This window comes from Nostoc sp. (assembly GCF_036917415.1).
In the GTDB taxonomy this organism is placed as follows: Bacteria; Cyanobacteriota; Cyanobacteriia; order Cyanobacteriales; family Nostocaceae; genus Nostoc.
Genome location: NZ_JBALDJ010000058.1, coordinates 1 through 25,978, shown reverse-complemented (window position 1 = coordinate 25,978; position 25,978 = coordinate 1). Strand labels below are relative to the sequence as shown.

General features: G+C 43.1%; 18 protein-coding genes. 7 read left to right on the top strand and 11 right to left on the bottom strand.

All coding sequences use genetic code 11. The features are described from left to right. The first annotated feature begins 419 nt into the window (after positions 1-419). The 3 genes from V7K41_RS11310 to V7K41_RS11300 all read left to right on the top strand — a co-directional run bounded on the left by V7K41_RS11310 (position 420) and on the right by V7K41_RS11300 (position 5,531). The gene (locus V7K41_RS11310) at positions 420-2,690 is read left to right on the top strand and encodes a protein phosphatase 2C domain-containing protein (protein ID WP_334848104.1); all 2,271 of its coding nucleotides are present in this window, start codon (positions 420-422) and stop codon (positions 2,688-2,690) included. 479 nt (positions 2,691-3,169) lie between these two features. After that, positions 3,170-4,768 (top strand): CHAT domain-containing protein, encoded by a 1,599-nt coding sequence (locus tag V7K41_RS11305; protein ID WP_334848103.1) that lies wholly within the window; start codon positions 3,170-3,172, stop codon positions 4,766-4,768. A gap of 115 nt (positions 4,769-4,883) precedes the next feature. Then, positions 4,884-5,531 carry a hypothetical protein gene (locus V7K41_RS11300; protein WP_334848102.1) on the top strand — a complete coding sequence of 216 codons (648 nt, stop codon included), beginning with the start codon at positions 4,884-4,886 and terminating at the stop codon, positions 5,529-5,531. A 319-nt stretch (positions 5,532-5,850) separates the two neighbouring features. Here the strand turns inward: V7K41_RS11300 and V7K41_RS11295 are convergent, their stop codons facing one another. The 9 genes from V7K41_RS11295 to V7K41_RS11255 all read right to left on the bottom strand — a co-directional run bounded on the left by V7K41_RS11295 (position 5,851) and on the right by V7K41_RS11255 (position 18,490). Next, positions 5,851-6,078 (bottom strand): hypothetical protein, encoded by a 228-nt coding sequence (locus tag V7K41_RS11295; RefSeq protein ID WP_334848100.1) that lies wholly within the window; start codon positions 6,076-6,078, stop codon positions 5,851-5,853. After that, on the bottom strand, positions 6,065-7,447 hold the full coding sequence (locus V7K41_RS11290; protein ID WP_334848098.1) for a PrsW family glutamic-type intramembrane protease: 1,383 nt from the start codon (positions 7,445-7,447) through the stop codon (positions 6,065-6,067). The genes V7K41_RS11295 and V7K41_RS11290 overlap by 14 nt, the downstream gene beginning before the upstream one ends. A 689-nt stretch (positions 7,448-8,136) precedes the next feature. Then, positions 8,137-8,739, bottom strand: a complete 603-nt coding sequence (locus V7K41_RS11285) for a DJ-1/PfpI family protein (RefSeq protein ID WP_334848096.1) — start codon at positions 8,737-8,739, stop codon at positions 8,137-8,139. Between the two features lie 559 nt (positions 8,740-9,298). Beyond that, entirely contained in the window at positions 9,299-10,438 is a 1,140-nt protein-coding gene (locus V7K41_RS11280; RefSeq protein WP_334848095.1) for a PepSY-associated TM helix domain-containing protein, read from the bottom strand. 92 nt (positions 10,439-10,530) lie between these two features. Next, positions 10,531-13,131, bottom strand: coding sequence for a TonB-dependent siderophore receptor (locus V7K41_RS11275; RefSeq protein ID WP_334848093.1), 2,601 nt, complete (start codon positions 13,129-13,131; stop codon positions 10,531-10,533). Positions 13,132-13,281: 150 nt separating this feature from the next. Further along, entirely contained in the window at positions 13,282-14,280 is a 999-nt protein-coding gene (locus V7K41_RS11270; RefSeq protein ID WP_334848092.1) for a helix-turn-helix transcriptional regulator, read from the bottom strand. Positions 14,281-14,616: 336 nt separating this feature from the next. Next, positions 14,617-15,069 carry a nitrate reductase associated protein gene (locus tag V7K41_RS11265; RefSeq protein ID WP_334848090.1) on the bottom strand — a complete coding sequence of 151 codons (453 nt, stop codon included), beginning with the start codon at positions 15,067-15,069 and terminating at the stop codon, positions 14,617-14,619. A gap of 81 nt (positions 15,070-15,150) precedes the next feature. After that, on the bottom strand, positions 15,151-15,609 hold the full coding sequence (locus tag V7K41_RS11260) for a phosphate-starvation-inducible PsiE family protein (protein ID WP_334848089.1): 459 nt from the start codon (positions 15,607-15,609) through the stop codon (positions 15,151-15,153). Positions 15,610-16,276: 667 nt separating this feature from the next. Next, complete coding sequence (locus V7K41_RS11255; protein ID WP_334848087.1) at positions 16,277-18,490, bottom strand: molybdopterin oxidoreductase family protein; 2,214 nt, start codon at positions 18,488-18,490, stop codon at positions 16,277-16,279. 80 nt (positions 18,491-18,570) lie between these two features. Between V7K41_RS11255 and V7K41_RS11250 the strand changes: the two genes are divergently transcribed. Further along, positions 18,571-18,795, top strand: a complete 225-nt coding sequence (locus V7K41_RS11250; protein WP_334848085.1) for a hypothetical protein — start codon at positions 18,571-18,573, stop codon at positions 18,793-18,795. Positions 18,796-18,841: 46 nt separating this feature from the next. Here the strand turns inward: V7K41_RS11250 and V7K41_RS11245 are convergent, their stop codons facing one another. Both V7K41_RS11245 and V7K41_RS11240 read right to left on the bottom strand, forming a co-directional pair. Beyond that, positions 18,842-20,344 carry a NarK family nitrate/nitrite MFS transporter gene (locus V7K41_RS11245; RefSeq protein ID WP_334848083.1) on the bottom strand — a complete coding sequence of 501 codons (1,503 nt, stop codon included), beginning with the start codon at positions 20,342-20,344 and terminating at the stop codon, positions 18,842-18,844. A 110-nt stretch (positions 20,345-20,454) separates the two neighbouring features. Further along, positions 20,455-22,077: a ferredoxin--nitrite reductase gene (locus tag V7K41_RS11240; protein WP_334848081.1), complete on the bottom strand. Its 1,623-nt coding sequence runs from the start codon at positions 22,075-22,077 to the stop codon at positions 20,455-20,457. A gap of 795 nt (positions 22,078-22,872) precedes the next feature. On the opposite strand from V7K41_RS11240, the gene V7K41_RS11235 reads away from it, so the two are divergent. From V7K41_RS11235 to V7K41_RS11225, 3 genes are all read left to right on the top strand, one after another. After that, positions 22,873-23,286, top strand: a complete 414-nt coding sequence (locus V7K41_RS11235) for a QcrA and Rieske domain-containing protein (protein ID WP_334848079.1) — start codon at positions 22,873-22,875, stop codon at positions 23,284-23,286. 52 nt (positions 23,287-23,338) lie between these two features. Then, positions 23,339-24,640, top strand: coding sequence for a HEAT repeat domain-containing protein (locus tag V7K41_RS11230; RefSeq protein ID WP_334848115.1), 1,302 nt, complete (start codon positions 23,339-23,341; stop codon positions 24,638-24,640). A gap of 841 nt (positions 24,641-25,481) precedes the next feature. After that, a partial coding sequence (locus V7K41_RS11225; RefSeq protein ID WP_334848077.1) for a hypothetical protein occupies positions 25,482-25,978 on the top strand: 497 nt, incomplete at its 3' end.

The following is a 25,978-nucleotide window of genomic DNA, read 5'->3' as shown; positions in this document are numbered from 1 at the left end:
TTATCAGGTACTTTTGCCAAAATTAATATTTGCTATTGTTAATTATTAAATTAAAGTTAATTCTTGCTATCCTACTTATAAACTAAATAAATACCAATATTCTCTGCCTGTTAATGATGGGGTAATTTAGCAAAAACAAATCGCGCAGTTATGCTTGGGTTATGCTGTGGTGACAGGGTTGGAGTTAGTTGCTTTATTGATGGAGAGTCACAGGGCAATAGAAGCTATGATTAGGCTGTAGGGTTGAGTTAGGAGCGTATTTTTTGGATCGGATAAGAAGTATTAGCACCTGCTGATATCCGCCAGCTAAAATCATCATCTAAAGTCTGGGTATGTCAAGTTTAAGAAAGATGAGCGGTCTAGATTGTCCCGACTAATGCTATTAAAGAAATTGCCAATCGCTGATCGGTGCGAAAACTATGGAAAATGACGCGGCAACGCTCTACTGTCCAAACGAAAATTGTCAGGCTGCCAACCCCCTGACTCACAAGTTTTGCCAGCGATGTTCCACGCCCCTACCCAAAAATTATCTCTGGGCTGTGGTAGATAGCCCAAGTGTGGGTAGCCCTGGAGAAATATTAGCCGATCGCTATTTAATCCTTGAGAAATTTGTTCTTTTAGATACGAAACCTGGTTTATTAGCGCTAACGCCTGAGTTAGATAATTTGCAGCCACTAAAAGCCTACCTGAGATTGATTCCCTACCGTTTACACGTACCGCAGGTATATGGAGTGCTTTTTGTTGCTGATGGGTCTTCCCACCGAGAAATATTACTCTTAGAAAAACCGCCGCTATTAATAGATGATACTATCCAACAAGTACATTTGGGCAGCCAGTTAACCACTGCTTGGCGTAATGCAACATCAATGCGCCAACTAAATTGGTTATGGCAAATAGCTCATCTGTGGCAACCGCTTGTGAGTGAAGGTGTCGCCTCTAGCTTACTTGACTCTAATGTATTACGGGTAGAAGGATCGTTAGTACGTTTGTTGGAATTGCGTTTTGATAGCGCCACATCACCAGAATTGCCCCAATTAGGTGAATTTTGGCAACAGTTGGTCAGCACTGCCAAACCAGCGATCGCGGAATTTGTCGATCGCGTTAGCCTCTCTTTAATTCAGGGAGAGATTAATTCAACCGATCAATTAGTCGGAGTTTTAGATCGGGGACTGGCTGGGTTAGGGCGATCGCAAACACCCACGATCCAAATTATCACCAAAACCGACACCGGGCCAAGTCGTCAACGTAATGAAGATGCCTGTAGCCCCCCAAGTGGAACTCTGGTGAGCAAACCACCCCAGCCAACAGCTTTAGCAATTGTCTGTGATGGCATCGGTGGACATGAGGGCGGCAATGTCGCCTCAAATTTAGCCATTGAAACGATCCAGCAGCAGGTACACCAACTAACAAAGGTTCCTTACGACCATATAGACCCTTCATTGCTGCTGAATGACCTAGATAAGGCAGTGGCAATGGCTAATGACAAAATCAGTCAGCGCAATGATGGTGAAAATCGCCAAGGGCGTCAACGTATGGGCACGACTTTAGTCATGGCATTGCCTGTTGCTCATGAAATGTACATTACTCACGTCGGCGATAGTCGTGCTTACTGGATTACACGCCACGGCTGTTATCAAGTTACCCTCGATGATGATGTCGCCTCCCGCGAAGTGCGACTAGGTTATGCCATTTACCGCGAGGCAGTGCAACAGAGTGCGGCTGGCTCTCTCGTCCAAGCTTTGGGGATGGGTTCTAGTACTTCATTGCATCCCACATCGGGACGGTTTATGCTCGATGAAGATGCTGTTTTTCTGCTCACATCTGATGGTTTGAGTGACTTTGATCGGGTGGAGGAGTACTGGGAAACAGAAATTTTGCCGATTTTAGCTGGGGAAGCAAATATAGCAACTGTTGCCGATAGATTAGTCGAAATTGCTAATACTAAAAATGGACACGATAATGTCACCGTCGCTTTAGTTCACTATCAAGTCCAATATTGGGAACCAGAAATCACCATCCAAGCAGTGATTCCACAGAGTTATTCTGCCAAAACTGTTGATTTAGCATCCAGGGCGACAGATGCGACAGTTTTAGGCAGCCCAAACCACAAAACTCAGGTGATTCCAGACACTGAGCCTGCTAGAACTCGTCAATTCCCTCTACAGTGGATAGTTCCATTATTATTTGTGGTCGCAGCAGGTTTTTTAGGATTGTTTGTCAAGCAACTGCGATCGCCATCAGGGGCTTCTCCAATTTTTTCCAATCCATTACAAACTCAAAATCCTACCATCGAAGCGACACCTACACCGCGATCGCTAGCTAATCTTTCTCCTGGTTGGGTAATTAAAACTAATAATGACATCTCCTTGGGAAACAACCAATCACTTCCCCGTGGCGCTTTTTTAGAAGTTATTGAGAAAAAATCAAATCCAAATCCTCCTTCTGGCAGTTTTTTGGTGTCTATGCGAGTCTGTACCAATAATAAAAGTACCCAAACTCCAGCTAATCCTAATAACCCCACTGTAACTACCTCAGTTCCACCAAATTCAAAACCTTTGCCAGGAACAGTATTGCTAAACTCCTCCCAACTCAACCGTTTTGGCGTTGTTTTACAATCAGACGCACCAAATCCATGTAGAACTGTCACGCAACCGCCAGTTACCGAACCATCTGACACCAGTCCAACTTAATCAAATACTCGATAAACTGGTAAAAACCTGGAATAATAACAGGTAACAATCAGAGTAAAAAACTTACAAGGTCAAAAAAGTAGAAAATTTTCACCTTGGAGAATTGTTATTTGAAATTATCAAGAAAGACAGGGGGCAGGAGGCAGGAGGGAGAAGAAAGGAAAAAAGAAGAAAAGTACAAACCTTGTCCCTTGTGGGCAAAAAGTTAGAAACATTCTTTTCGAGATGCATAGCACGAGAAAAGATACGTCATTACTCAAACCTCTTCCCTTCTCTGCGAGACGCTGTGCGAACATAGGAAAGTTTTCCTCCTGCCCCCTGCCCCCTGCCCCCTGCCCCCTGCCCCCTGCCTCCTGCCTCCTGCCTCCTGCCCCCTGCCTCCTGCCTCCTGCCTCCTGCCCCCTGCCCCCTGCCCCCTGCCTCCTGCCTCCTGCCTCCTGCCTCCTTCAATTGTTTTTAGCTTTTAGTTTAATGAATCCATGCAATCCCTGAATTTGGCGATCGCCCGTCTCGTAAATACTGGCACTGACAACTTCGCCATTTGGGTGGTCAAGGCTCCGTATCCCAGTGGCTACGTTTTACGTGACTGTGTATGGCCTGTTGAACTCACCCAAGTCTGGCAAGAATGGCAGCAGATGTTTGCTGGTCATGGTCGCCTAGATATTTCCCCAAACTCAACATCTCAAAAGGTCAACCCATTCCCCATAGATTGGATTTCACCCCCTTCCGGTCAAACTACTGGCCCCTACAGCAGTCGTCTGATGCAACACTTAGGAATGAATTTATGGCGCTGGGTCTTCGACGAGCAAATTCTTGGTAGTCTAGAACGCAGTCACGGTATGGCTATGGGTGAGCATACACGTTTGCGCTTTCAACTAGAAATTCGCGACCCGGATCTGATCGCTTTCCCTTGGGAAATTATGCAGCGCAAGCCTGGTCAATCGGCGATGTCTCTGTCGCAAGATTTGCTATTTAGTCGCACCACCACCGAAGTTGACGCATTACCGTATTTGCGAACTGACCAAGCTTTAAGTATCCTGCTGGTTTTAGGTCACGATCGCAAGCTGCAACTAGAACAAGAAGCCGCTATCTTACAGCAAGCTCTTGCAGAGACGCCTGGTAATGCCCAAAGATATGCACCTTGTGTCGTGAATCAACTCATTCAACCAACTCCACAACAGTTGATTGATGAATTAGAAACTAAAGAATACAATGTTTTCTTTTACGCTGGACATGGTTTGCCAGACCCAGATGGAGGGTTACTGTTTTTGCGACCAGATATGCCCCTTAATGGCATAGAATTGGCGCAAGTATTGACTCGTACAGGTGTGAAACTAGCGGTTTTCAACGCCTGTTGGGGTGCACAACCAGCCGCGATCAATCATCAAGCTATCCCTGCCAGTAGTTTAGCAGAAGTACTGATTCGTCATGGTGTACCTGCGGTTTTGGGGATGCGCGATGAAATCGCTGACCACGAAAGCCACAGTTTTATTCAAGCTTTTACCGAAGCTTTGCGATCGCACAAGCCAATTGATGAAGCCGTAGCACAGGCTAGGCAAGAGTTGTTAACACTGTATAAATTTAATCAACCTGCTTGGACTTTGCCTGTTCTCTACCTGCATCCAGATTTTAATGGCGAACTCATTAAGAATCTGGATGAAGGTATTACGGAACTACCAGATACAGCCATTCCTGATGTCGGTTCCTCGCTTCCAACTGCTTCTTTGCGATCGCTCACTCCAAAAGGTAAAACCTGGTTACTGCGTTATGGAGTTACCCGCATCGGCCGCACGAAAGATAATGATATCGTCATCCCCGAACCATCTGTATCCAAACGCCACGCCGAAATCTTCTGCCGCAACACTCTTACTGATGCTACACTGATGCGAACTTATTACTTGCAAGATTTTTCCACCTACGGGACAACCTGGTTTTTAGGCCCTAATGGCTGGCAACAAATCCTCCGAGAGGAAGTCCCTTTGAAATCGGGAATGCAGTTAAAGTTTGGAAGTGCTAGAGGTGAAACCTGGGAGTTTGTTATTGAAGATTTTAGCAAAGCTTTGGATTTGAATCTTTAGCATCAGCTTTTAAAATCTGTTTTTTTTGGAGAAAAAAAATCAACAGTTTTTGCGGAAATCTCCTCTTAGAACTTGTAGCTGTCAATACCACCAAATAATCATCAGGTAAGAAAATATGGCTCATAAAATTAACGGCTCAGACACTTTTTCATCTTTGCCATCTCAAGTAAATTTAGAGTTATTAGAAGCATTATTAGAACCAGAGGATGCTAACTACCCCTGGAATCCAGCTGATGATGAATCAGAAGCTTATTTTCAAGAACTAGAACAACAGTTCGGAATGCAAGATTTGCTTGATGAAGAACTGATGAAGCGATCGCAAGATTTTTACGGACATCTAGATACACTTTGGTCTAGTATTACTTCTACACCTGACCATAATGATAGCCGACAACAGTCAGTAGTACTTAATCTTCAAGAAACATTACGTACTAATTTTTCCGCCTGTGTCCCCCAAATATTGCTCAACACCATCGCCACCAAAGCTGCTGAGATATTTGCGGCTCGCCAATTAATCAGCGAGCAACTTGTTGAGTGCGTTCAGACAGTACTACCAACTTGGGGAACAGAGGATCTGATCGTTTTGGCTCGTCCTTTTGCTTATTCTATGCGCAGTAGCGAATCTCAAAACGCGGTATCTGCACTCAGTAATCTTCAAAACAGCGAGTGGACAGCTTTATCAGAAGTAGAGAAAGCAAAGGTTAGTTTAGCGATCGCTTCTTATGCTTTTACTGAACTTAACAAGTCTCAACCTGAACTATGAATGGTGAATGGGGACTAGGGAGTAGGAAAAGTTTTCATTATGCGTTGTGTTCGTGTAACCCGCGCTTTGCATTCACTCTATTTAGAGATGTCTTTTGCAAAGATTTTGGTTTCCCTTACGCAAAGATATAGAGTCGAAAATCAAGACTTTATGCAAGAAAAAGTTTAATGATTTTTAATTTTATAAGTATATTTACCCCATAATAATTTAACAATACGCTGATTTTCTAATTAGGCCATCTATCCCAAGAGGTAAATATTCAAGCATTGGTCATTGGTTATTTGTCATTTGTCATTTGTCATTTGTCATTTGTCATTTGTCATTTGTCAGGAATTATTTTCTCTCCTGCTTCCCCTGCTCCCCCTGCTCCCCCTGCTTCCCCTGCTCCCCCTGCTCCCCCTGCTTCCCCTGCTTCCCCTGCTCCCCCTGCTTCCCCTGCTCCCCCTGCTCCCCCTGCTTCCCCTGCTTCCCCTGCTCCCCCTGCTTCCCCTGCTCCCCCTGCTTCCCCTGCTTCCCCTGCTCCCCTGCTTCCTCTATTTTGGCCCAAGAAATCGGGTAGCAAAATTTTGCGATCGCGTTGGTGAAAGCGCCCGTGCCTTGAGAATTGCCGCCATCAAAAACGCGTAAGATAACACTCCAACAACTACCAACAGTAAGGCATTGATTGAGCCTGTAGCATTCCAAAGAGCGTGGAGCGCAGAGGCACTCAGATAACCAATAGACAGAATTTGCCAACTTCTACTAGGTTTGAGGACAGCCAACCCGATAAAATAACCCAGGTAGCCACTATAAGCCATGTGTCCGGCTACAGAGCCTAAAATTCGCGGAATTAGCAGTTGTAAACCTGCCAGTTGACCAGCAGCCCCTATACCCACCTGTTGCGTGACATTTTGAGTGATATCTGGCACATACTGACCGAGGGTTTCCAAGAGAGTGAAGCCCACAGCAGAAGCCGTTCCTAGGAGAATACCATCTAGAGGTTCCCAGATGCCGATACGTTCTCGCCAAGGTGAAGACAACATTCTACCGATGGCAAAGGCCATTAGTACAGGTAATGCCTTGAGTGATTCCTCCATCAACCCAGCGCCAAAAAACATCCGCACGAGTAACTCTGTGAAGGTGATAGATTCTTGGGGTGTGGGCAAGCTTCCAGGCAGGATGCCGCGAAATACGAAGATAAATAGATCCAACAGCGGACTGAGCAAAATCAGGATTGTACCCAATGACGTAGCCATTAGCACCCACCAAGGCTTTTGTTTACCGCAAAGTTGGTAAACAAAATAGTAGGCAGCGAAGGCGATGTAACTTGCTACAATCACTTGATTAGCTTGGGGCCGACCGACTGTAGCGAACATCAGTACCACAAAAATTACGGTCAGTATTCCCGGTACGAGGTAAGCTTTACTAGTTAAATCTTTACCAGTGGAAATAATCGGAAAAAGCTGGGTGAAGCTAACAGAATCTGGCTGCTTTAATTGCGTGTGGTTGTGGTAGTTCGTCGCCGAAGGCAGTGGTGTAACTTGGTTCACTGTCGTCGCCGGAGTCAGTGAGGTATACTCATACTCAAAAATGTATTGCGGCCCATCAGCACCTAGAGAAATGCGATCGCCTGGGTGCAATTCCTGACATTCATACAAGCGTTGTCCATTCAAGTAAGTGCCATTAGCACTATTCAAGTCACAAAGCACCCAACTAAATTTGCTATCTGGGGATAGAGAGAGGGGACGAACCACTGCATGACGACGAGATACCATTCGGTACATCATGGCATCCAAGACAACTTGGCAGCTGGGGTCGCGTCCAATTACCATCTCTTTACTGGGGGGCAGCGAGTAGCGAGATTCTGCTCCAATAGCTGCCCCATTACCAGACACTAGCCGCAGAAATGCATTATGTCTTGCGTTTTTGCCTGTCATCGATAAGAAGTGCGTTTCTAAACTAATTCTTCACATAATTTGGCAGCAGGACTAACCTTAGCCACATTAGCAGCAGCATTGCTAAATCCACTATAGCTTCACTTCCTGCTAAGAAATTTAAAATTATTGATGCAAAATTTCAAATTGTTTCACCTCATGTAAAGAAGTATTCCATCTGCTGAGAGTTTGTCCTAAAACTGGCTTGTTAAGCGGCTAAATCAGATTGTCTCGATGCTGTACTTTTGACATCGTAGCGGCAAATTAAACCCACTGCAAATTATTAAAAAATAGTATTTTTTACTGCATTTAGTTTCATTTCAAAAATATATAATTTTCAGTCGTATGTTGTGAGCCAGTACGGTTTTCTCCTAAAGGGAGAGGCTATCGCCTTTCATTCTGTACGAGATGCTGCACGAACAAAACGCTAGGCGAACGCATCCCGTCTCATATAGGACTTACGCAAAAAACCTCTCTAACTCTTATTCCTCTGTGTTCTCTGCGTTCTCTGTGGTTTGATTTTCCGTGACCTGTGCGTAAGTCCTGTCATAGAAAAGCGGTAGCAACGTAGGAGCGTCATCTTAAATGTCAGTTGTTTTTGCCACTGATAATTGACTAAGCTCTTTTGGATTGGAGAGTAGGTAAAGAAACTCTTCTGAAGTCTTAAATCAAAAAATCTCCGGTATCTTGCCTCAAACAACTGTAGCTAGTTCTGGGTGTTCAATCTTAGTTCCAAGTACTGTGAGGAATTCTGCTAGCCAATGCGGGTGAGCAGGCCAAGCTGGTGCTGTCACCAAGTTACCATCAACTATTGCTCGATCGACAGAGATATCAACATAGATCCCTCCAGCACTCTTGATATCTGGGCTACAAGCAGGGTAGCCAGTACATCTCTTACCTTGCAGTACATCAGCAGCAGCCAATATCTGCAAGCCGTGGCAGATGGCAGCAATCGGTTTATTCGTTTGGGCAAAGTGACGGGTGATTTCTAGCACCTGCTGATTCAAGCGGATATATTCTGGTGCTCGTCCTCCGGGAATGACTAAGGCATCGTAGGTTGCGGCTTCTATTTCTGCAAACGTAGCATTTAAAGTGAAATTGTGTCCGGGTTTTTCACTGTAAGTCTGATCTCCTTCAAAGTCGTGAACTGCTGTCCGCACCTTATCGCCAGCTTTTTTATCGGGGCAAACTGCATGGACAGTGTGTCCTACCATTTGCAACGCCTGAAAAGGAACCATCACTTCATAGTCTTCTACATAATCGCCAACAAGCATCAAAAGTTTCTTTGCAGCCATATATTTTGTTAACCTCACTTTTTAGTCAACAGTTGTTTATAGCGGTTCCCAGGTGCGTGACGTGAAGTAAATATTGAAATCACTCTGGCAATTCATGGAAAGGAGAGATAAAGCTGTGCTTTATGCAGGTGAGGTACAGCTTAACCCCACTTTTATTGGAAAACGCTATATAAAGTAAATATTAGTTTAGAGTCAGCTATTTTAGGCGTTAGCATCCCCATGAATTTTTGATACATTACAACACATTTAATTTTGTAATGTCATTAGACGGAAAAGTTTTCCAGAAGCCTTATCAGTCCTTCATTTGCAGTTAAAAGTACAAAGAGCCAAAATTAGCTTTTAATCTGCCTTTCGAGAACTTTTGTTGTGGGTGGACGAATAGAGCGATGGCTACGACAAGCCCTTCTCTACGAGAGGCTGCGCCAACGGGTTCGGGAGTTCGCAATCGACGGGAACCGCCAAGACTGCGACTCCCTCACCGCTAAGAGCGTCTACGCAAAACTGTCATAACTCCACACACCTAATCGTATTTTTCAAAACAAAGCCGATTGCTTGAGAATTAGTTTATATAACTCTGTTTAGGAGAATAATCATTTTTCTGCTTGTGTTTGCGATACCACCACATCACAAAGCCAGTGATGAACAAAATTAACGGAGCCAGACCAACAAAGATGTAGAGAATACGGGTAGGTAAACCGCCGAAAGTACCGTAGTGCAGTGGCTCGAAAGAGTTGAAAATCTTGTCGCCTAACGATGTCTTTAACGAATTATCAACTCGTAAAACCTGACCGCTGTATCGATCCAGATAGACATTGCTCATGCCGTATTCCTCTCGCTCTTGGGGTAGCTTCATCCGCAATTGCAAAGGAGCTTTCGGGTCTGTCGTTAAGTCAATGCTCCGTAATGCTCCGTCAGATAGCGCAAGTTGAGCCGTTTTCATCTGCTGACTAAGTGGTCGGGGCGATTGACCTGCTATTGGTTGGGAAACAAGGTCAGGCAGAGGTGGACTGAAGGTAATGGTACGAATCACAGGGTCAACATAACCCAAATTCCAGGCAAATCCAGTGAAAAATGTGAATAGTAAAAATATGGCGGTAGTAATACCAAACACCTTATGCAGATCGAAGTTAAGGCGCTTGGGGTGGGCAGACCACTTAATTTTGAAGCCTGCCATCAGCTTGCGCCAACCGGGCCACAAGATAATTCCGGCGATCGCAACGATGCACATCACCAAGCCCACGAAGCCAGTAATCTGTAAACCCAGATCGCCCAATTTCAACGAGGTGTGGAGTTCATAAACAACCTGGAGAAAGCGCTGTACGGCATTGGGATGAAGACTGTTGCCCAGAATTGCCCCTGTATAGGGGTTGACGTAGACTTCTACCCAATCATTGCTCGGAACTGAGATGATGACATTAAAAAAATCGTCCGGTTTAGTTGGGAAATAAACCCTTTGCAATGCCATTTGAGGCTGGTTGGCATAGGCAGCTTTGACAAGATCCAAGATAACTTCCAACGATAAACGATTGCCGTGGGGTAAGATAGCGCCAAACTGTTGATGTCGTTGAAAGTCATTGATTTCGCGCTGGAAGACGATCAGGCTTCCAGTTATGCCAACCAAGATAACAATTGGTGCGATCGCAAAACCCAGGATGCGATGCAGAGTAAATACAATGTTACGTAGTTTTTTATTACTCAAGGTAGACGCTCCTTTGTACAATCTCGAGCTTGATGAATTAGTTTTCAAGAATTCTTGTAAAAATCTATACTCGTCAGATAGTTAGGGGGAGGTCAAAACTCCACAGAAATCCTGCCCTGTACAGTAAATGGTGCTTGCGGGAAGGTGAGGTAGCCGTTTGATTCGTAATATTTGACATCCAAAATGTTCTTAAAGTTGAGTCCAACTTCCCAGTTATCACGTTTGTAGGAAATTAAAGCATCGGTTCTGACATAAGAAGGAAGGATAAATTGCTCGCTCTGGTTTGCAACGCGATCGCCTACAAAAAACAACCCCGCGCCAAACTGTAATCCCTGCAAGTCACCCTTTTGAATTTCATAAGTTGTCCATAAACTCGCGCCATGATAGGGTGCATTTTCCAAATGCTTACCTTGCACCGTCGGGTCATTATCTTTGCTGACATAAGCATCATTGAGAAAACCAGAGGCAATAACCTTCCAACCTGGTAAAATTTTCCCGGCTACATCCAGTTCAATCCCTCGACTTTTCACTTCTCCTAGCGCAATTACGTATTTAGGATTGTTAATATCTGTAGTGGCAATGTTTGTTTTGGCAATGTCGTAAGCTGCAAGGGTTGCTGAAAGTCGTTTATCAAACAGTTCAGCTTTGATGCCAACTTCGTACTGTGTACCGCGAGAAGGCTCTAGCAGCTCATTGTTTACTGTTTTGCTATATGGGTCTACTGTAAAGGAGCGACTGTAACTGGCGTATAGCGAGATCGGCTCGATCGGTTGATAAACAATGCCCACACGAGGGGAAAAGGCATCAAAGTAATATTTAGACTTGTCCGGTTCGGTACTGATACTTATGTCAGAAATATTTTCACTGTTGGAGTCAATAAAGTCATATCTGCCGCCTACAAGCAACTTCAGATTGGGCAGCAATGTTACCTGGTCTTGCAGGTAAATTCCTGTGGTGTTGGTTGTGTTATTAGACTGGCTATAAATGCGCTCAGGCAGTGGAACATTATAGTTTGGCTCAAAAATATCTATCGAAGGGAAATCACTAGTAAAGCCTTTGCTATCTTGAGTATTCCGGTTCCAGTCCACACCTAACAGCAATTGATGAGCGATAGAACCTGTGTTGAATTTACCAATCAAGTTGGTTTGTAGCGCTAAAGTTTGTGTAAAAGTCGGATCATCACCATACTGCGTTCGAGTCAGTGTTCGACCATCCTCTAAAAGTCCAATATCGTTATTAGTAACTTTGCTACTTCCCTGACTAAATTGCCACGAAAATCTATTCCTGAACCGCCAATTTTCATTAAACTGGTGATTGAGTGTTAGCTCAAAACGATTGCTTTGAGAATTTTGATAATCATCAGGTTGAAACAAATTGCGATTTCTAGGCAATGTTAAAAAGATTGCTTCTGGTCGAAAGCCTCGGTCGAACCCTTGTTTAGAATCAAGATATTCATAGGCGAAGTCTAGGGTTGTCGCATCACTAATCTTGTAGGTGAAAATCGGAGAAATATAGAAGATATCGTTTTCAATGTAATCCCGATAGCTGCCAGAATTTTCATAGGAAACATTCAAACGATACAATAACCTTTTATCGGTTGTCAGCGGCCCAGATAGGTCGATTGCAGGATTGTAGAAATCGAAGCTACCAGCCGTGAAACTAGCAGAGTAATAAGGGGTACTCAGAGGTTTTTTTGTCACATAATTCACCAAACCCCCCGGCTCCAACTGACCATACAGCACTGAAGCGGGGCCTTTCAGCACCTCCACCTGTTCAATGTTGGCACCATTAGCAGGAAGTAAACCAGTAAACCCATCTACCAAGGTACCAGCAAAAAAACCGCGAATATTGACATCACCTAAACTATTGCCATAGCCCGATACGCCCGTAGTACCAGACACATTACGAACAGCATCGCTTATGCGCGTGATTCCCTGATCCTTGATTACCCGTTGGGGAATCACCTGAATCGACTGTGGAATGTCACGTAAAGGTGTATCAGTTCTAGTTGCAGTTGATGCATCTGGCACAGTGTATCCATCTTGTTCGCCCGTAACTACAAGTTCAATCGGTTCATCGCCCTCAGAGGCAGGTTGACTTGGCTGTGTCTGAGTTTCTGGCTGAGTTGGTTGCGTTTGAGGTTGTTGCTGTGGCTGTGTGGAGGGTGCAGTACTCGCCACAGAGAAGATAATACCCTCATCTGGACTGTCAAATAATTCAACAATTGGTACACCTGCTTCCCCCGTTACCGTCACCCGGATAGTCTGAACATCAAAGTTTGTTACTGTTATCTCACTAACCCCTGCAATTGGAGAAGTTGAGCGGAATGTGAATGCATCACCGTTGGATAAACGCAGTTGGGCATTGGGAATGTCAGCAATAAAGTTATTGCCAGAAGAATGATTCACTACTTGCAATTGTTGCCCAATGGAAGTCTGTAAAATCACCTCCATACCCTTAGATGTGGGGTTTGCCTTGACTGAAGTTACTTGTATAACTTCACTCCCTTGATTTGGGGCTGGGAAAGGGGGGTTCTGCTGTTCTATCTGAGCTAACCATTCTTTGACTGTTCTTGCAGAACGGTCTAATTCTTGCACACTTGGAATTTCAGTTACTTGGTTTGCCTGAGTTGGTTGTATGACAACAACAATAAAAAAACAGGAAATAAACAGCGATCGCCACACTTTAATCACTCCACACACACCTAATCGGATTTTGCCAAACAGAGCTTGCTATTTGCGAATAACTTTTAATTAACTCTATTTTTAAGAATACAGAAGTTTGGGCGATCGCATATATATGGAAACGGAATTTTTTTAAGCGGAATCGGGATGTCCTTTTTGCTACAAGCCTTTGTGATGACGATATTCTCTGGGAGTCATGCTAAATTTTCGCTTAAACAGATAGCCGAAATGACCTATGCTCTCGTACCCTACTTGAGAAGCAATTTCTGCAACTGTGAGATTAGTGCCTCGAAGTAGCTGTTGTGCTTGCTCTAGTCGTAGAGATTGCACATATTCCAACACCGTAGTCCCAAATACCTCTCGAAATCCCCGCTTGAGCTTAAAGTCATTGAGTCCGATTTCTTTGGCTAGATTGATTAGAGAAGGTGGATTTGGAAGCGTTTGATTTAAAATAGCTTTAGCGTGATGTAAACGTTCAATTTCATCAGCACGGAAATGGAGCGATCGCTGTAATACTTGATTATTTTCCCCCCACTGTGCAATTTGAAGTACCAGTAGTTCTAAAGCTTTTGCTTCTAAATACATTTGTTTAAGCGTTTCTCGAAATGGACACTGCAATATTTGTTTGAGTACCAACCGCATTGCAGATGTAGTCACCCCTAGCGGCTGATGGAAGGGTTGCTTAATTGGATTTTCTTTCAATTGCTCAAGCAAAGCAGGCAAATTTTCAAAGCTTTCCTGGAAACTAGAAAGTAAATCAGCATTCCAATAAATTTTGATATTTTGATCTTGTTGGTTCGCAGTAAAATGCTCAAACTCCTGAACATCAGGCAAGCAAAACAAGTAGTTGTAACCTGCAACTTCTTCATAATCGTCACTGACTCCTGGCACATTTGGTGTAACAGTTCTTACACCACCAGATAGAAAAAACTTAGATGTCAGCTCAGGCAAATTATCGTGTTTCTGCTTCATAATCACTGCCTGAGAATACTCATTGTCACAGATTGATAGCCCAAGGTTATGGCGAAGTACAGTCCAGCGATGGCTGCTTTGACCAAACCAAGTAGACAATTGTGCTTTTCCCTCATAGTCATTAAACAACTGCACATCTTCGCAAAATTCCCCAAAGTCTTCTGTCCCAGTTAGGCGAATAGTCATGGTGATACTCTCAACTAATTATTGAGAAATAGTATCTATTAGTAGGGAAAGCGAGTGCAACTGAAATATTGTGCAACATGAGTATAATGGCGTAACGCACAATCTAGGCGATCGCCTTTGATTTCTTTTGCGTGTAAACTAGTGAGTAAATAAAAATACCAATTCGTAAAGCTTCAACTTCAACAGGACTTAGGCAAAAATCGCCAAAAAGCTTAATTTATCAAACCGCCAAGACGCCAATAACGCCTTCTCTACGAGAGGCTTCCGCCAACGCGCAGCGTCTCGTTGGCGTAGCCATCGCTCTGTAGATTTTTTCTTTTAAAGACTATTGTCTAATTAAAACAGATGAAATTCTGCGATCGCTCTAGGAAAATTTTTATTTTCATGTCCTGGCTGACTGAGTTTAATCAAAGCAAAACGCTGTAAGGGCGTTAAAGCTGCCCAATTTTGTTGTGTTAGGGTTACACCTATTTCTTGAGCTTTTTCCTGAAGGTTAACTGGTACAGTGGCAGAGTCTAGCCATGCCGGATGAGGCTCGATGGGCAATTTTTTAGTTGGTATACCTGTGCGTTGTATGATTAATTTCTCAATATATTCGCGGTAAAATTGAATTTCCGTTTCTGTAGTGCAAGGTAATTCGACTAAAGCTTGACGCTCATCTGTCGTCATTCGATTCCAATCAGACAATTTTAGCTTGATGCCACAGGTATCTAATTTACAACGCACCTGCATGGGGATGCAACGCAGGGAATCAACAAAGTCTGCTTCAAATTGAAAGAAATCTGTCATAAGAAAGTATTTAAAATTAGCTCATTATGCTATTGCCTTCTGCCTAGTTATTGAGCGTAGTCGAAACACTGCCCCCTTCAATTAACTTGCATTTTTGGAATTACTGAGACGAATTATCAAATAACTAATTGATAAGGCAAGAATAGCTATACCTAGACCAATTATATCAATACCTCCAACTTTTTCTAAATCAAGAATAATAATTTTTCTCGCAACAGCAATTAAAGAAGTAACAATAACTAATTCCACTTGAAAAACGTGCCTTCGTAAATATGCTGTAATATTTTCTAAAATTTCTAAAGCGATTAAAATATTCAAAAATAGCCCAAATATTTTATATAATGTTGTGTTAAACTTTGCGTAAGGGGCTGTAAATAACTCTTTAACAATAAATACTCCTAAATCTCCGATCGCTACCAAAATTACGAGCACCATAAAAATAGATAGAACTTTAGAAACTAGCACTTCTATGTTTTCAATAATGTGCATGAAGTTCTCATCTTTGGTAGCCCTTAGAATTTCCCTCAGTAACTTTTTCATCTGCTGCACCCGATTTTTAAATAAAAGAAAATCCCATAGATAAATCTAGAGGATTAAAAATAATTCGTAATTCGTAATTAAGTTTTGCAACTCTTTGACCAGAAAAAAAAAGGTACAAGCCCCTAAATTTATTTATGGGGTTCTAATTTTTGACTTTTGACTTTTGACTTTTGACTTCTCCGAAAGGGCTGACCCTGGCAAAAAACTTACTGATGACCTAGCTCTCTGGACTTAGAGGTTGTTTGAAAAGTGGTTGGCTGCGATCTTAATCGAATTATTACCCCCCTTAATCCCCCCTTATAAAGGGAGAAAACCGGAAAATCCACTTCCCTCCCCAATACATACGGGGAGGGTTAGGGTGGGGTAAAAAAACATTTGATACATCAATCATGACTTTTCAAACATCCTCTAAAACCGCCAGAATTTATAAAAAAAAGATGTCTGACAATGTTTTGTAAGTTTCTATGCTTTTTTATTCTTTATCCATAGCTAAAACTAACTCTAGTAAAACCTCTTATTGCTAGAATTTTACCTCTTTAGATATAGTAATTGGTAACAGTCAAAATTAGAGAGTTATAAAAAATGATAATAACTATTGACTATTGGTGATTGACGAAATTACCTATTGCTGGTTGTAAATTACCACTTTCGAGCTACACTTTGCAGCTTATGATTGTGAAGACTGGAGTTGATAATCTTTGATGGGAACTTCCACCGAAATTGGTATCAGCTGCACAGCACAGGCTTTTAATTCTGGTTGCAGCGAATCGGGGCAAGATTCTGGATGGGTGAGGGCGTTGGCTTCGGCATTATCTGCCCACAGCGAACCCCAGTGCATAGGGACAAAAACTGTACCAGGCGCGATCGCTTTTGTCACTTTAGCAGGAAACTTCGCTTTACCACGACGCGATCGCACTTCCACATTCATACTATCGACAATACCTAACCGAGCAGCATCACGGGGATGAATTTCGATAAACGGTTCGGGATGCATTTTGCAAATTTTTTCAATTCGACCGGTGCGTGTCTGCGTATGCCAGTGTCCGTAAAGTCTTCCATTAGTTAGGACAAACGGATAATCTGGGTCTGGTGGTTCTGCCAATCCCTTGGAGTAATATGCCCCAAATCGAGCGCGTCCATCAGGGGTGTGGAAGCGCAAGTTAGTGTATAATCTTTTCCCAGGATTGGCAGATGCTTCTCCCCCTGCAACGCCAGCTCCTCTGCTCTCTTCAGGATGAGGCCATTGGGTCGGGCCTTGTGTCTGTAATTGCGCGTGACTGATACCTGTCATATCGCAGGGGCGATTTTTAGTTAGTTTGACAAACTCAGCGTAAACTTCAGCAGAGTTAGCAAAGGCAAATTCTTTCTCAAAACCTAATCTACGTCCAACTTCAGCAAAAATTTCCCAATCGGCTTTAGCTTCTCTTGGCGGTTGGCGGAATGCTGAACACAGAGTTACCATCCGTTCGGAATTTGTCATCACGCCAGTTTTTTCACCCCACTGGGCTGCTGGTAGCAAAACATGAGCGTAGGCAGAGGTTTCTGTGGGATAATATGCGTCTTGGTAAATAGTGAAAGGCGATCGCAACAATGCCTTCTTAGTCCGCTCTAAATCTGGCATACTCACAGCTGGATTGGTAGCTGCAATCCACAGTAACCCTACAGCATCATTTTCCAACTCAGTAATCATGTCCCAAGCAGTCAAACCGGGATTGGGCGAAATTTGTCCTGGCTTGAGTCCCCAAAACTCTTCAACTTTTGCACGATGCTGAGGATCTTTCACCGTCCGATAACCGGGTAATAAATGCGCCAAACCTCCGGCTTCCCGTCCTCCCATCGCGTTCGGCTGACCAGTGAGGGAAAAAGGGCCAGCCCCAGGTTTGCCAATCTGTCCAGTCATCAGGTGCAGATTAATAATCGTTCTTACTTTAGCCGTCCCTTCTGAGGATTGATTCACACCCATTGACCACAAAGACAGTACTCGCTCAGATTGACCCCATAAGCGGGCTGCTGTTTCTAAATCTTCAATACCGATCCCACATTGACGAGCCACCACTTCTGGCGGATAGTGGCGAATCACCTCAGCATAAGCGGAAAAGTTACTGGTGCAATCGTCCATGAACATCGTATCAATGTAATTCCAGCGCATCAACAAGTGAGCGATGCCGTTTAACAAGTCGATATCTGTACCGGGACGAATAGCTAAATGCAAATCAGCGGCTTCTGCGGTTGCTGTGCGACGGGGATCGACCACTATCATTTTGACTTTGCGGTTCTTTTTATGATATTTCTCCAGTCGATTGAAAACGATGGGGTGACATTCGGCTGTATTAGTACCAATTAAAAATGCACAGTCGGTTAACTCCAAGTCATCGTAACAGCATGGAGGCCCATCTGAACCAAAGCTTTGAATGTACCCAGCCACAGCACTAGACATACATAAACGAGAATTGGCATCAAAATTATTAGTACTCAGACAACCTTTCATGAGTTTCTGAGCTATGTAGTAATCCTCAGTTTGAAACTGACCGGAACCATACATACATAAGGCTTCTGGCCCTTGAGTGAAGCGGATAGTTTGAATGCGCTTGACGATTAGATCAAAAGCTTCATCCCAAGTAACGCGGCGAAACTCTCGATCTAATGAGTCTCGCACCATTGGATAATGTAATCTATTTTTATCTAAAGATTCTGCGATCGTTGCACCTTTGACGCAAACCATACCCTGGCTGGATGGATGGGCTTTATCACCCCGCACCCGCCAAGTTGGATTTCCTTGGTTATCTCGATTAGTTGCTTTGCCCAGTTGGGCTGGGGGTGAAACTTCTAGTCCACAGCCAACACCACAGTAAGGACAAAGGGTTTTGATAAATTCACTCATGGCGGTTGTACCATTTTGTTATTTGAATTGTGCAACCTCAGATGTAGCAATTTGAGAAGGGTAAGGTCGATGCATTAACATTGCAGGTCGATGCATTAACGTTGCAGGTCGATGCATTAACATTGCAGGTCGATGCATTAACGTTGCAGGTCGATGCATTAACGTTGCAGGTCGATGCATTAACGTTGCAGGTCGATGCATTAACGTTGCAGGTCGATGCATTAACGTTGCAGGTCAAGAGATACTTTAGGCAAGCAAGGAGAGGGTTAGGGAAAGGTAGGGGTAGGGAAGGGGCTTGGGGTTAGGTCTGTATTCTATGCAATTGAGAACCGCTATATTTTCCAGACAGGTCTATTCTTCAGTTAATAAGATAGAGTTTTGAGTTGCCGTTTCTGGTAATTCACCTTCAGATACAGCAGCAAAGGAGCCTTTTGGTTCTTTGAGGAAGAAGGCACACATAAAAGCACATACTAAAGCGGCTAAACCCATTGTGGAAAATAGTGTCGGAGCATCGGTTAAGCTGAAAATTGTCAGATAAACTACGCCGCCAAAATTACCGTAAGCTCCCACATTACCAGCAATTTGTCCAGTGGCTTCCTTTTTAATTAGAGGTACGATGCTGTAGGTTGCACCGCAGCCAGCTTGGGCAAAGTAGGCGGCAAACATTGTAACTGCGATCGCTACCGGAATCGGCCAGCTACTACTAATAAAATGTGCCATCAAATAACTAACGCCAATGCCAGCGCTGATTATTGTCATTGTCCACTTACGGGAGTTAAATTTATCAGAAATTAAACCACCACTAGGACGAGAAATCAAATTTAAAAATGGATAGGTTGCAGCAATCATCCCAGCGACAACATGTTCTAAAGCAAAGGTTTTTTCAAAAAATGCTGGAAGCATGGAAACGGCTGCCAGTTCGCTGCCAAAGCTAGTTATATAAGTGAATTCGAGTAACGCTACTTGACCAAATTGGAAGCGTTCAGATGGAGCGTAAGTTTTCTTGCCAATTAAAAGTTCTCGGTTTACTTCCCAAGCTTTGTAACTTTGATAAGCAAATAATCCTGCTAATAATAACCAAGTCAGATACATTTGGCTCGAAGTTAAAAAGCGAATGTTCTTTTGTTCCAAACGCCAAGCTAATAAACCCAAGGCGAAAATCAAACCAAAATTTGAGACAATCATCGCCCAGAAGCTTTTTATACTGGTTACTTCTAGAGAACCATTTTTCTTAGGTTTTTTGTAAACTTTACCTGTGGGTGTATCTTGGACACTGTTGTAATAAATTACGCCGTAGATGGCTGCAATAATCCCTGTAAATGCGATCGCAAATCGCCAGTTAGAAGCACCACCAGCGAAAAAGCTCATAGAAACTGCAAGTATCGGCAAGGCAAATTCTGCGCCAAAAGCTCCAAAGTTGCCCCAACCGCCATAAATACCTTGGGCAATTCCCATCTCCTTCGGCTGGAACCATTCGGCTACCATGCGGATACCCACAACAAACCCAGATCCGACAATTCCCATCAACAAACGACTGATGACTAATTGATTAAAATCTTGTGCTAACGCCGTCGCCAAACAGGGAATAACCGCAAACATCAGCAGCATTGAGTAGGTGATTCTGGGGCCAAAACGATCCAGAAGCATCCCAATAATTAGTCGTGCGGGAATTGTGAGGGCAAGGTTACAGATGCCTAAAGTTTTGATTTGTTCTGGTGCTAGATGTAGTTCTCTGCCAATGGTTGTAGCGAAGGGAGCAAAGTTAAACCAACAAACAAAGGTGAGAAAGAAAGCAAACCAAGTCTGATGTAAGATGCGGTAGCGATCGCTAAATGAAAATAAGTTTTTAAGCATTTCAATCTTTCTAATTGAATAAAACACAGAGAAGATGTAGTGGAAATTGAGCCTTTTAGCTTGGAGGTTGAGCCTTTAAGATTGAAGTATGAGTTTTGCCCAATTCCCAATTAGTTACTAACTAATAAGGCTTCTTGCTTGAGTTTTGCGCCAAACTTTTGGATGAGTAAATCTTGTAATATTGGCTGCAAGTCTTCGCATGGTATGCCTTTGGTAACGCAAGTTCCCAAATGGGCATCTTTGCCGACTTTGCCACCCATATATATGTCAACGCCTTCGAGGGTTTTGCCATTTTTACGAGTTTTAGTTCCCATCAAGCCGATGTCTGCAACTTGGGGTTGTCCGCAGGAGTTGGGGCAACCTGTCCAGTGAATTCGCACTGTTTTGGTGAAAGTTAACTCTTCTTCTAAGGCTTTTATCATTGCCAGGGCGCGGTTTTTGGTTTCGATCAGGGCAAAGTTGCAAAATTGTGCGCCTGTGCAAGATACTAGCGATCGCGTCAGCAAACCAGGGTTAATCGAAAATCTTTCTAGCAACGTTTCTGTTAAAAATGTTGCTAAACGTGACTCAGCAATATTGGGTATAACAATGTTTTGCTCAACTGTAAAACGAATTTCGCCAGTGCCGTAAACTTCTGCTAGACGAGCGATTTCAAACATATCTTCGGCATACAACCGACCGACAGGAATGTTTAAACCTGCGTAATTTAATCCTGCTTGTTTTTGTTTATATACCCCGATATGGTCGCGTTTTTCCCAGTCGATTTCGTCTTTTGCTGCTGCGGATATTAATGATTTACCCAAACGGCTTTCTACTTCTGCTCGAAATTTATCTAAACCCCATTCATCGATTAGCCACATCAAGCGCGATTTTTGTCGATTAGCGCGTAAGCCACAATCGCGAAATACTTCCAAAACCGCTCTACATACAGCTACTACATCTTCTGGAGCCACCCAAGCATTCAGAGGAATCGCCGCCTCACAACGTTTTGCTGAGAAAAAGCCACCCACGAGGATATTAAAGCCAAATACTGGGGGCTGGGAATTAGAGATTAGGGATTGGGAAAATTCTTGCCCAGTCCCCAGTCCCCAATCCCCAGTTCCTTCCTTAAATGCTGGCACAAAAGCCAAATCGTTAATTTCAGCATGAACTGAATTGTCTCGTCCACCTGCGATCGCAATATTAAACTTCCGTGGTAAGTTGCTAAATTCTGGGTTCCCTTCGCCTTTGTTGGTGAGCATATCTTGAATTTGTTGTACCAACTCTCGCGTGTCGTACAACTCATCTGCATCTAACCCCGCCACAGGATCGCCTGTAATATTGCGGACGTTATCCATCCCTGACTGAACGCTGGTTAAACCAACTGCGTCAAATCTATTAAAGATATCTGGTAAATCTTCAATCCTAATCCCCCGTAATTGGATATTCTGTCTGGTAGTAATATCAGCGCAACCATCATCACCGTAACGCTGCACTACTTGGGCTAAAACACGCATCTGGCTGCTGGTAAGAATACCGTTGGGCATCCGCAACCGCATCATAAACTTGCCTGGGGTAACTGGGCGAAAAAACACGCCTACCCATTTGAGTCGATGATCGCGATCTGTTTCGTTCATCGCCTCCCAACCCAAGGCGGCAAATTTCTCTATCTCACTCTTGATGGCAAGTCCATCTTTTTCTGCTTTTAATTTCTCGAACTTATTGAGGCTAGTGGTAGTTGCTGTGTCTGTCATGAGGCTGAATCTCGTTGCAAATTACTGATACAATCGGCAAATGTGGTCGTAATTTCCCAATACCAATCAATCCGTAGTTACATCAGGTGCTGTATCTACGAGGCTTAGGGAATAAAAACTTAATATTTAACTACGGCTGATTATTTTTACTCAAGAACATTCCAGCGCGAAACTTCAAATCCGTGATTAGTTAAGGAGAATTTGTCGCCATTTACATCTTGGGAATTCGTCAAGCAGGTTTAGATAATGTTCATGTAACAATTTCGATACTCATAACTTAAGATGATATTTTTGTTAAAATCGTATAAATTGTTACGTTTTCTGGGAAAATTCGCGAAAAACGCATGAATACTATGCATTTTTTACATTAAAGTCACCAATGAACGATGTAGAACCCTTAATCAACGGTATTTGAGATGACTGAAGCAATTTTGACTCGCCATAAGGGACTTCCAATTTAAAAAATATCCCATCGCTTTGAGGGCAGGCAGGGTGGTTTCATACAAGCAAAGAAAAATTAAAACTGGGTTTCAAAGCCTCTCCCCCCGTGGGGGAGAGGAATGGAAGTGAGGGAAAAAGCCATGCCACTTTCACGAGAAATCAAGACTTATGTATTTTTATTTTTTCGTATGAAACCACCCTGCCATCGCTTTGAGGGCAGGGGGCAGGCGGAGGGAAAGTCGTTTTGATGGGCGTGAAATTGGATAATTTATTTTCTGGAGTTCCCTAAATTAATCTAAAATCCAAAATTGAATGGCAGATGTTAGCTAAAACTTAGATATTATTTCAGCAACTATGAAACGTCGTGACTTTATTAATTGGGTAGGTTTGGGTTGGATTGCGAGTTCTCTACCTGTAGCGATCGCAGCTTGTTCTTCTCAAACAACTCCAGCATCTAAAGATTGGCAAACAGTAGGTACATCGGCAGATTTAGATAAAACAGGTCAATTGCTGGTAAAAAACTCACCTGTTGGGCCTGTGCTGGTAGTCGGCACATCTAAAGCCGGAAATCTAACTGCTGTTGACCCTACGTGTACTCATGCAGGTTGCCCTGTAGCATGGAAAGCTGATGCAAAAAAATTCGCTTGTCCCTGTCATGGTTCAGAATATGGAGCTGATGGTAAAGTGCAAAAAGGCCCAGCGACAAACCCCTTGAAAACTTACGCCGTCAAGATTGAGGGTAATTCGGTTGTAGTCAAGCCAGGTTAGTGGAGGCAGGGGGCAGGAGACAGGAGGTAGAAAATGATAATTAAAGCAAGATATTGTGAGTAACATCAAACAGCTTTTGGTGCAAGCCGAGGCAGCATATTATGCAGCTGATTGGTCATCACTAATTCAATATTTACAACAGTTAATTTTAGGTGCAGATTCTGAACATCCAGAGATAGTTAAAAATCGAGAATATCTCCTGAAATTAACAGTTTCCATGTTAGAGATGGGGGATTTTCAACAACGTTGGGAAATTACCAAAGTGTTGACTCACTTGGGAAATATTGCCATTCCACCTCTGATTGAAATATTAGAAGATGAAGATGCAGAAGACGAATTGCGCTGGTATGCAGCCAGGACTTTGGGCGAATTTCAACACCCAAAAGCTATTGCGTCAATAGTTGAATTGTTGAAAAACGATCGGGATGAAGAACTTAAAGCGATCGCAGCTACAGCGCTGGAACAAATGGGTACTGTTGCTATTACTTCACTAACTGAACTTCTATTAGATGAAAATACACGATTGTTAGCAGTGCGATCGCTTTGTTGTATTCGGCAACCAGAAACCATCACACCCCTGTTGAGTGTAGTGCAAGATCCGCAAGCAACAATCCGCGCCGCTGCAATTGAAGCCCTCAGCAGTTTTCATGACGAACGCGTACCACCAGTATTGTTAAAAGCTTTGGATGATATAGCTGTCACAGTCAGGCGTGCAGCAGTGCTTGGTTTAGGTTTTCGCCCTGACTTATACCAAGCATTAGATTTAGTAACGAGACTGCAACCTAAACTTTACGACTTTAACCTTGATGTTTGTTGTGCAGCAGCAGTTACCCTTTCTCGCATGGGTAGTGATGATAGTGCTAAATACTTATTTGATTTACTGATTTCACCCCAGACACCGATAACACTGCAATTAGAAACCATCCGCGCTTTAAGTTGGGTGGGGACGTTATCTAGTTTGGAATATTTGCAAACAGCACTGAATCAAAGTACATCAGAAACAGTCTGGCAAGAAATTGTCACCGTTTTAGGACGAGTCCAAAAACCGCAGTTAACGACACCAGCCGCAGAAATCTTACTGGAAACACTACGATCGCAGCATCCAGCCACAGAGATTGTCAGCATCAAAAGTGCGATCGCCTTGTCTTTAGGACAGTTAGGCAAAATGCAAGCAATTGAACCATTGATTTCGCTGTTAGGCGATTCTAACGCATCGGTGAGACTACATGCGATCGCTGCACTGAAAAATCTGGATGGGGAAGCCACACATCAACAATTGCAGCAGTTAGCAAATAATGATGCAATCACACCAGATTTAAAACAAGGAATAGCGATCGCTTTAGCCGAATGGTAAATTTTAGTCTCAACTTTTAATTGCGTAGCATCTCGTTGGCGCAGCCTCTCGTACAGAAGATGAGGACTAAAGTCCTTATTATAAACCTTTAATTATTTACGCCGTCCTATTTAACTGACAACAGAAGTATTCCTTAAGTCTAAAGTAAGACACTCCTAGAGTATGAAGTTATAAGTTCTCAGGTGAAATAGTATTGTAAAGTATTGTTTATTGAGTCTCAACCACTAGCAGTATCTAGCTGTTTAAAGTTTTTAGTTGATTTATATCTAAATAACTAAAAACTAATGTCAATAAAGTAATTATATTTACCGAGATGAAAATCCTGCTTAAATTAGCGATCGCTTGTACTTCTTAGATAAGTCGGTTTATCTAACATGCAAACTCTAAAACCCTCTACGCTTATAGACTAACTTAACTTCAATACCAAATTAATTCCTGCGATATAAGTAGTTTTACTCTTATGGTAGAAGTCCGGCGAAAAACTAATACTTATACTACCTAATAGCAGTAAAATAATTCACAACAAGTAATTAAGTAAAGATGGGATGGATAGAAGTAAATATAATATTTAGTTTCTATTTTGAACAGATAACATTGTTCGTGGGTTCTTAATTAGTAATTAGTTACTGATTTATGATTCATTTTGCTTGCTTAATCTGACGAATAGTAAGTTGTTGTGGCATTTTCAAATCATTTCAGCTTTCCCATAAGAAGCTAAGTAAAACACTCCTCAATTTTTCTATGTCAGAATTTACCTAGTTTATCAGTAGATTGACGAGACAATATCGCTTTTGAAAATCAATCAACCACAAAAATCTAGAACATAAAAGGAACTATAAGCATGAAGCCTTTCAATTTATCTAAAGCTGTTTTAGCTACTGTCTTTGCCATCAGTTTTGCTTCTGTATCTTTACCTCCTTTAGTTTCCGCCCAAAGTGGAGGTTCCGGCAGTGGAGGCTCCGGCAGCGGAAGCTCTAGTGGTAGTGCAGGCACAGGTGGAACCACAGGCACAGGCGGAACTACAGGTACAGGCGGAACTACAGGTACAGGCGGAGCTACAGGCACAGGCGGAGCTACAGGCACAGGTGGAACTACAGGTACAGGTGGAACTACAGGTACAGGCGGAACCACAGGCACAGGTGGAACTACAGGTACAGGTGGAACTACAGGCACAGGTGGAACTACAGGTACAGGTGGAACTACAGGCACAGGTGGAACTACAGGCACAGGTGGAACTACAGGCACAGGTGGAACTACAGGCACAGGTGGAACTACAGGTACAGGTGGAACTACAGGCACAGGTGGAACTACAGGCACAGGTGGAACTACAGGCACAGG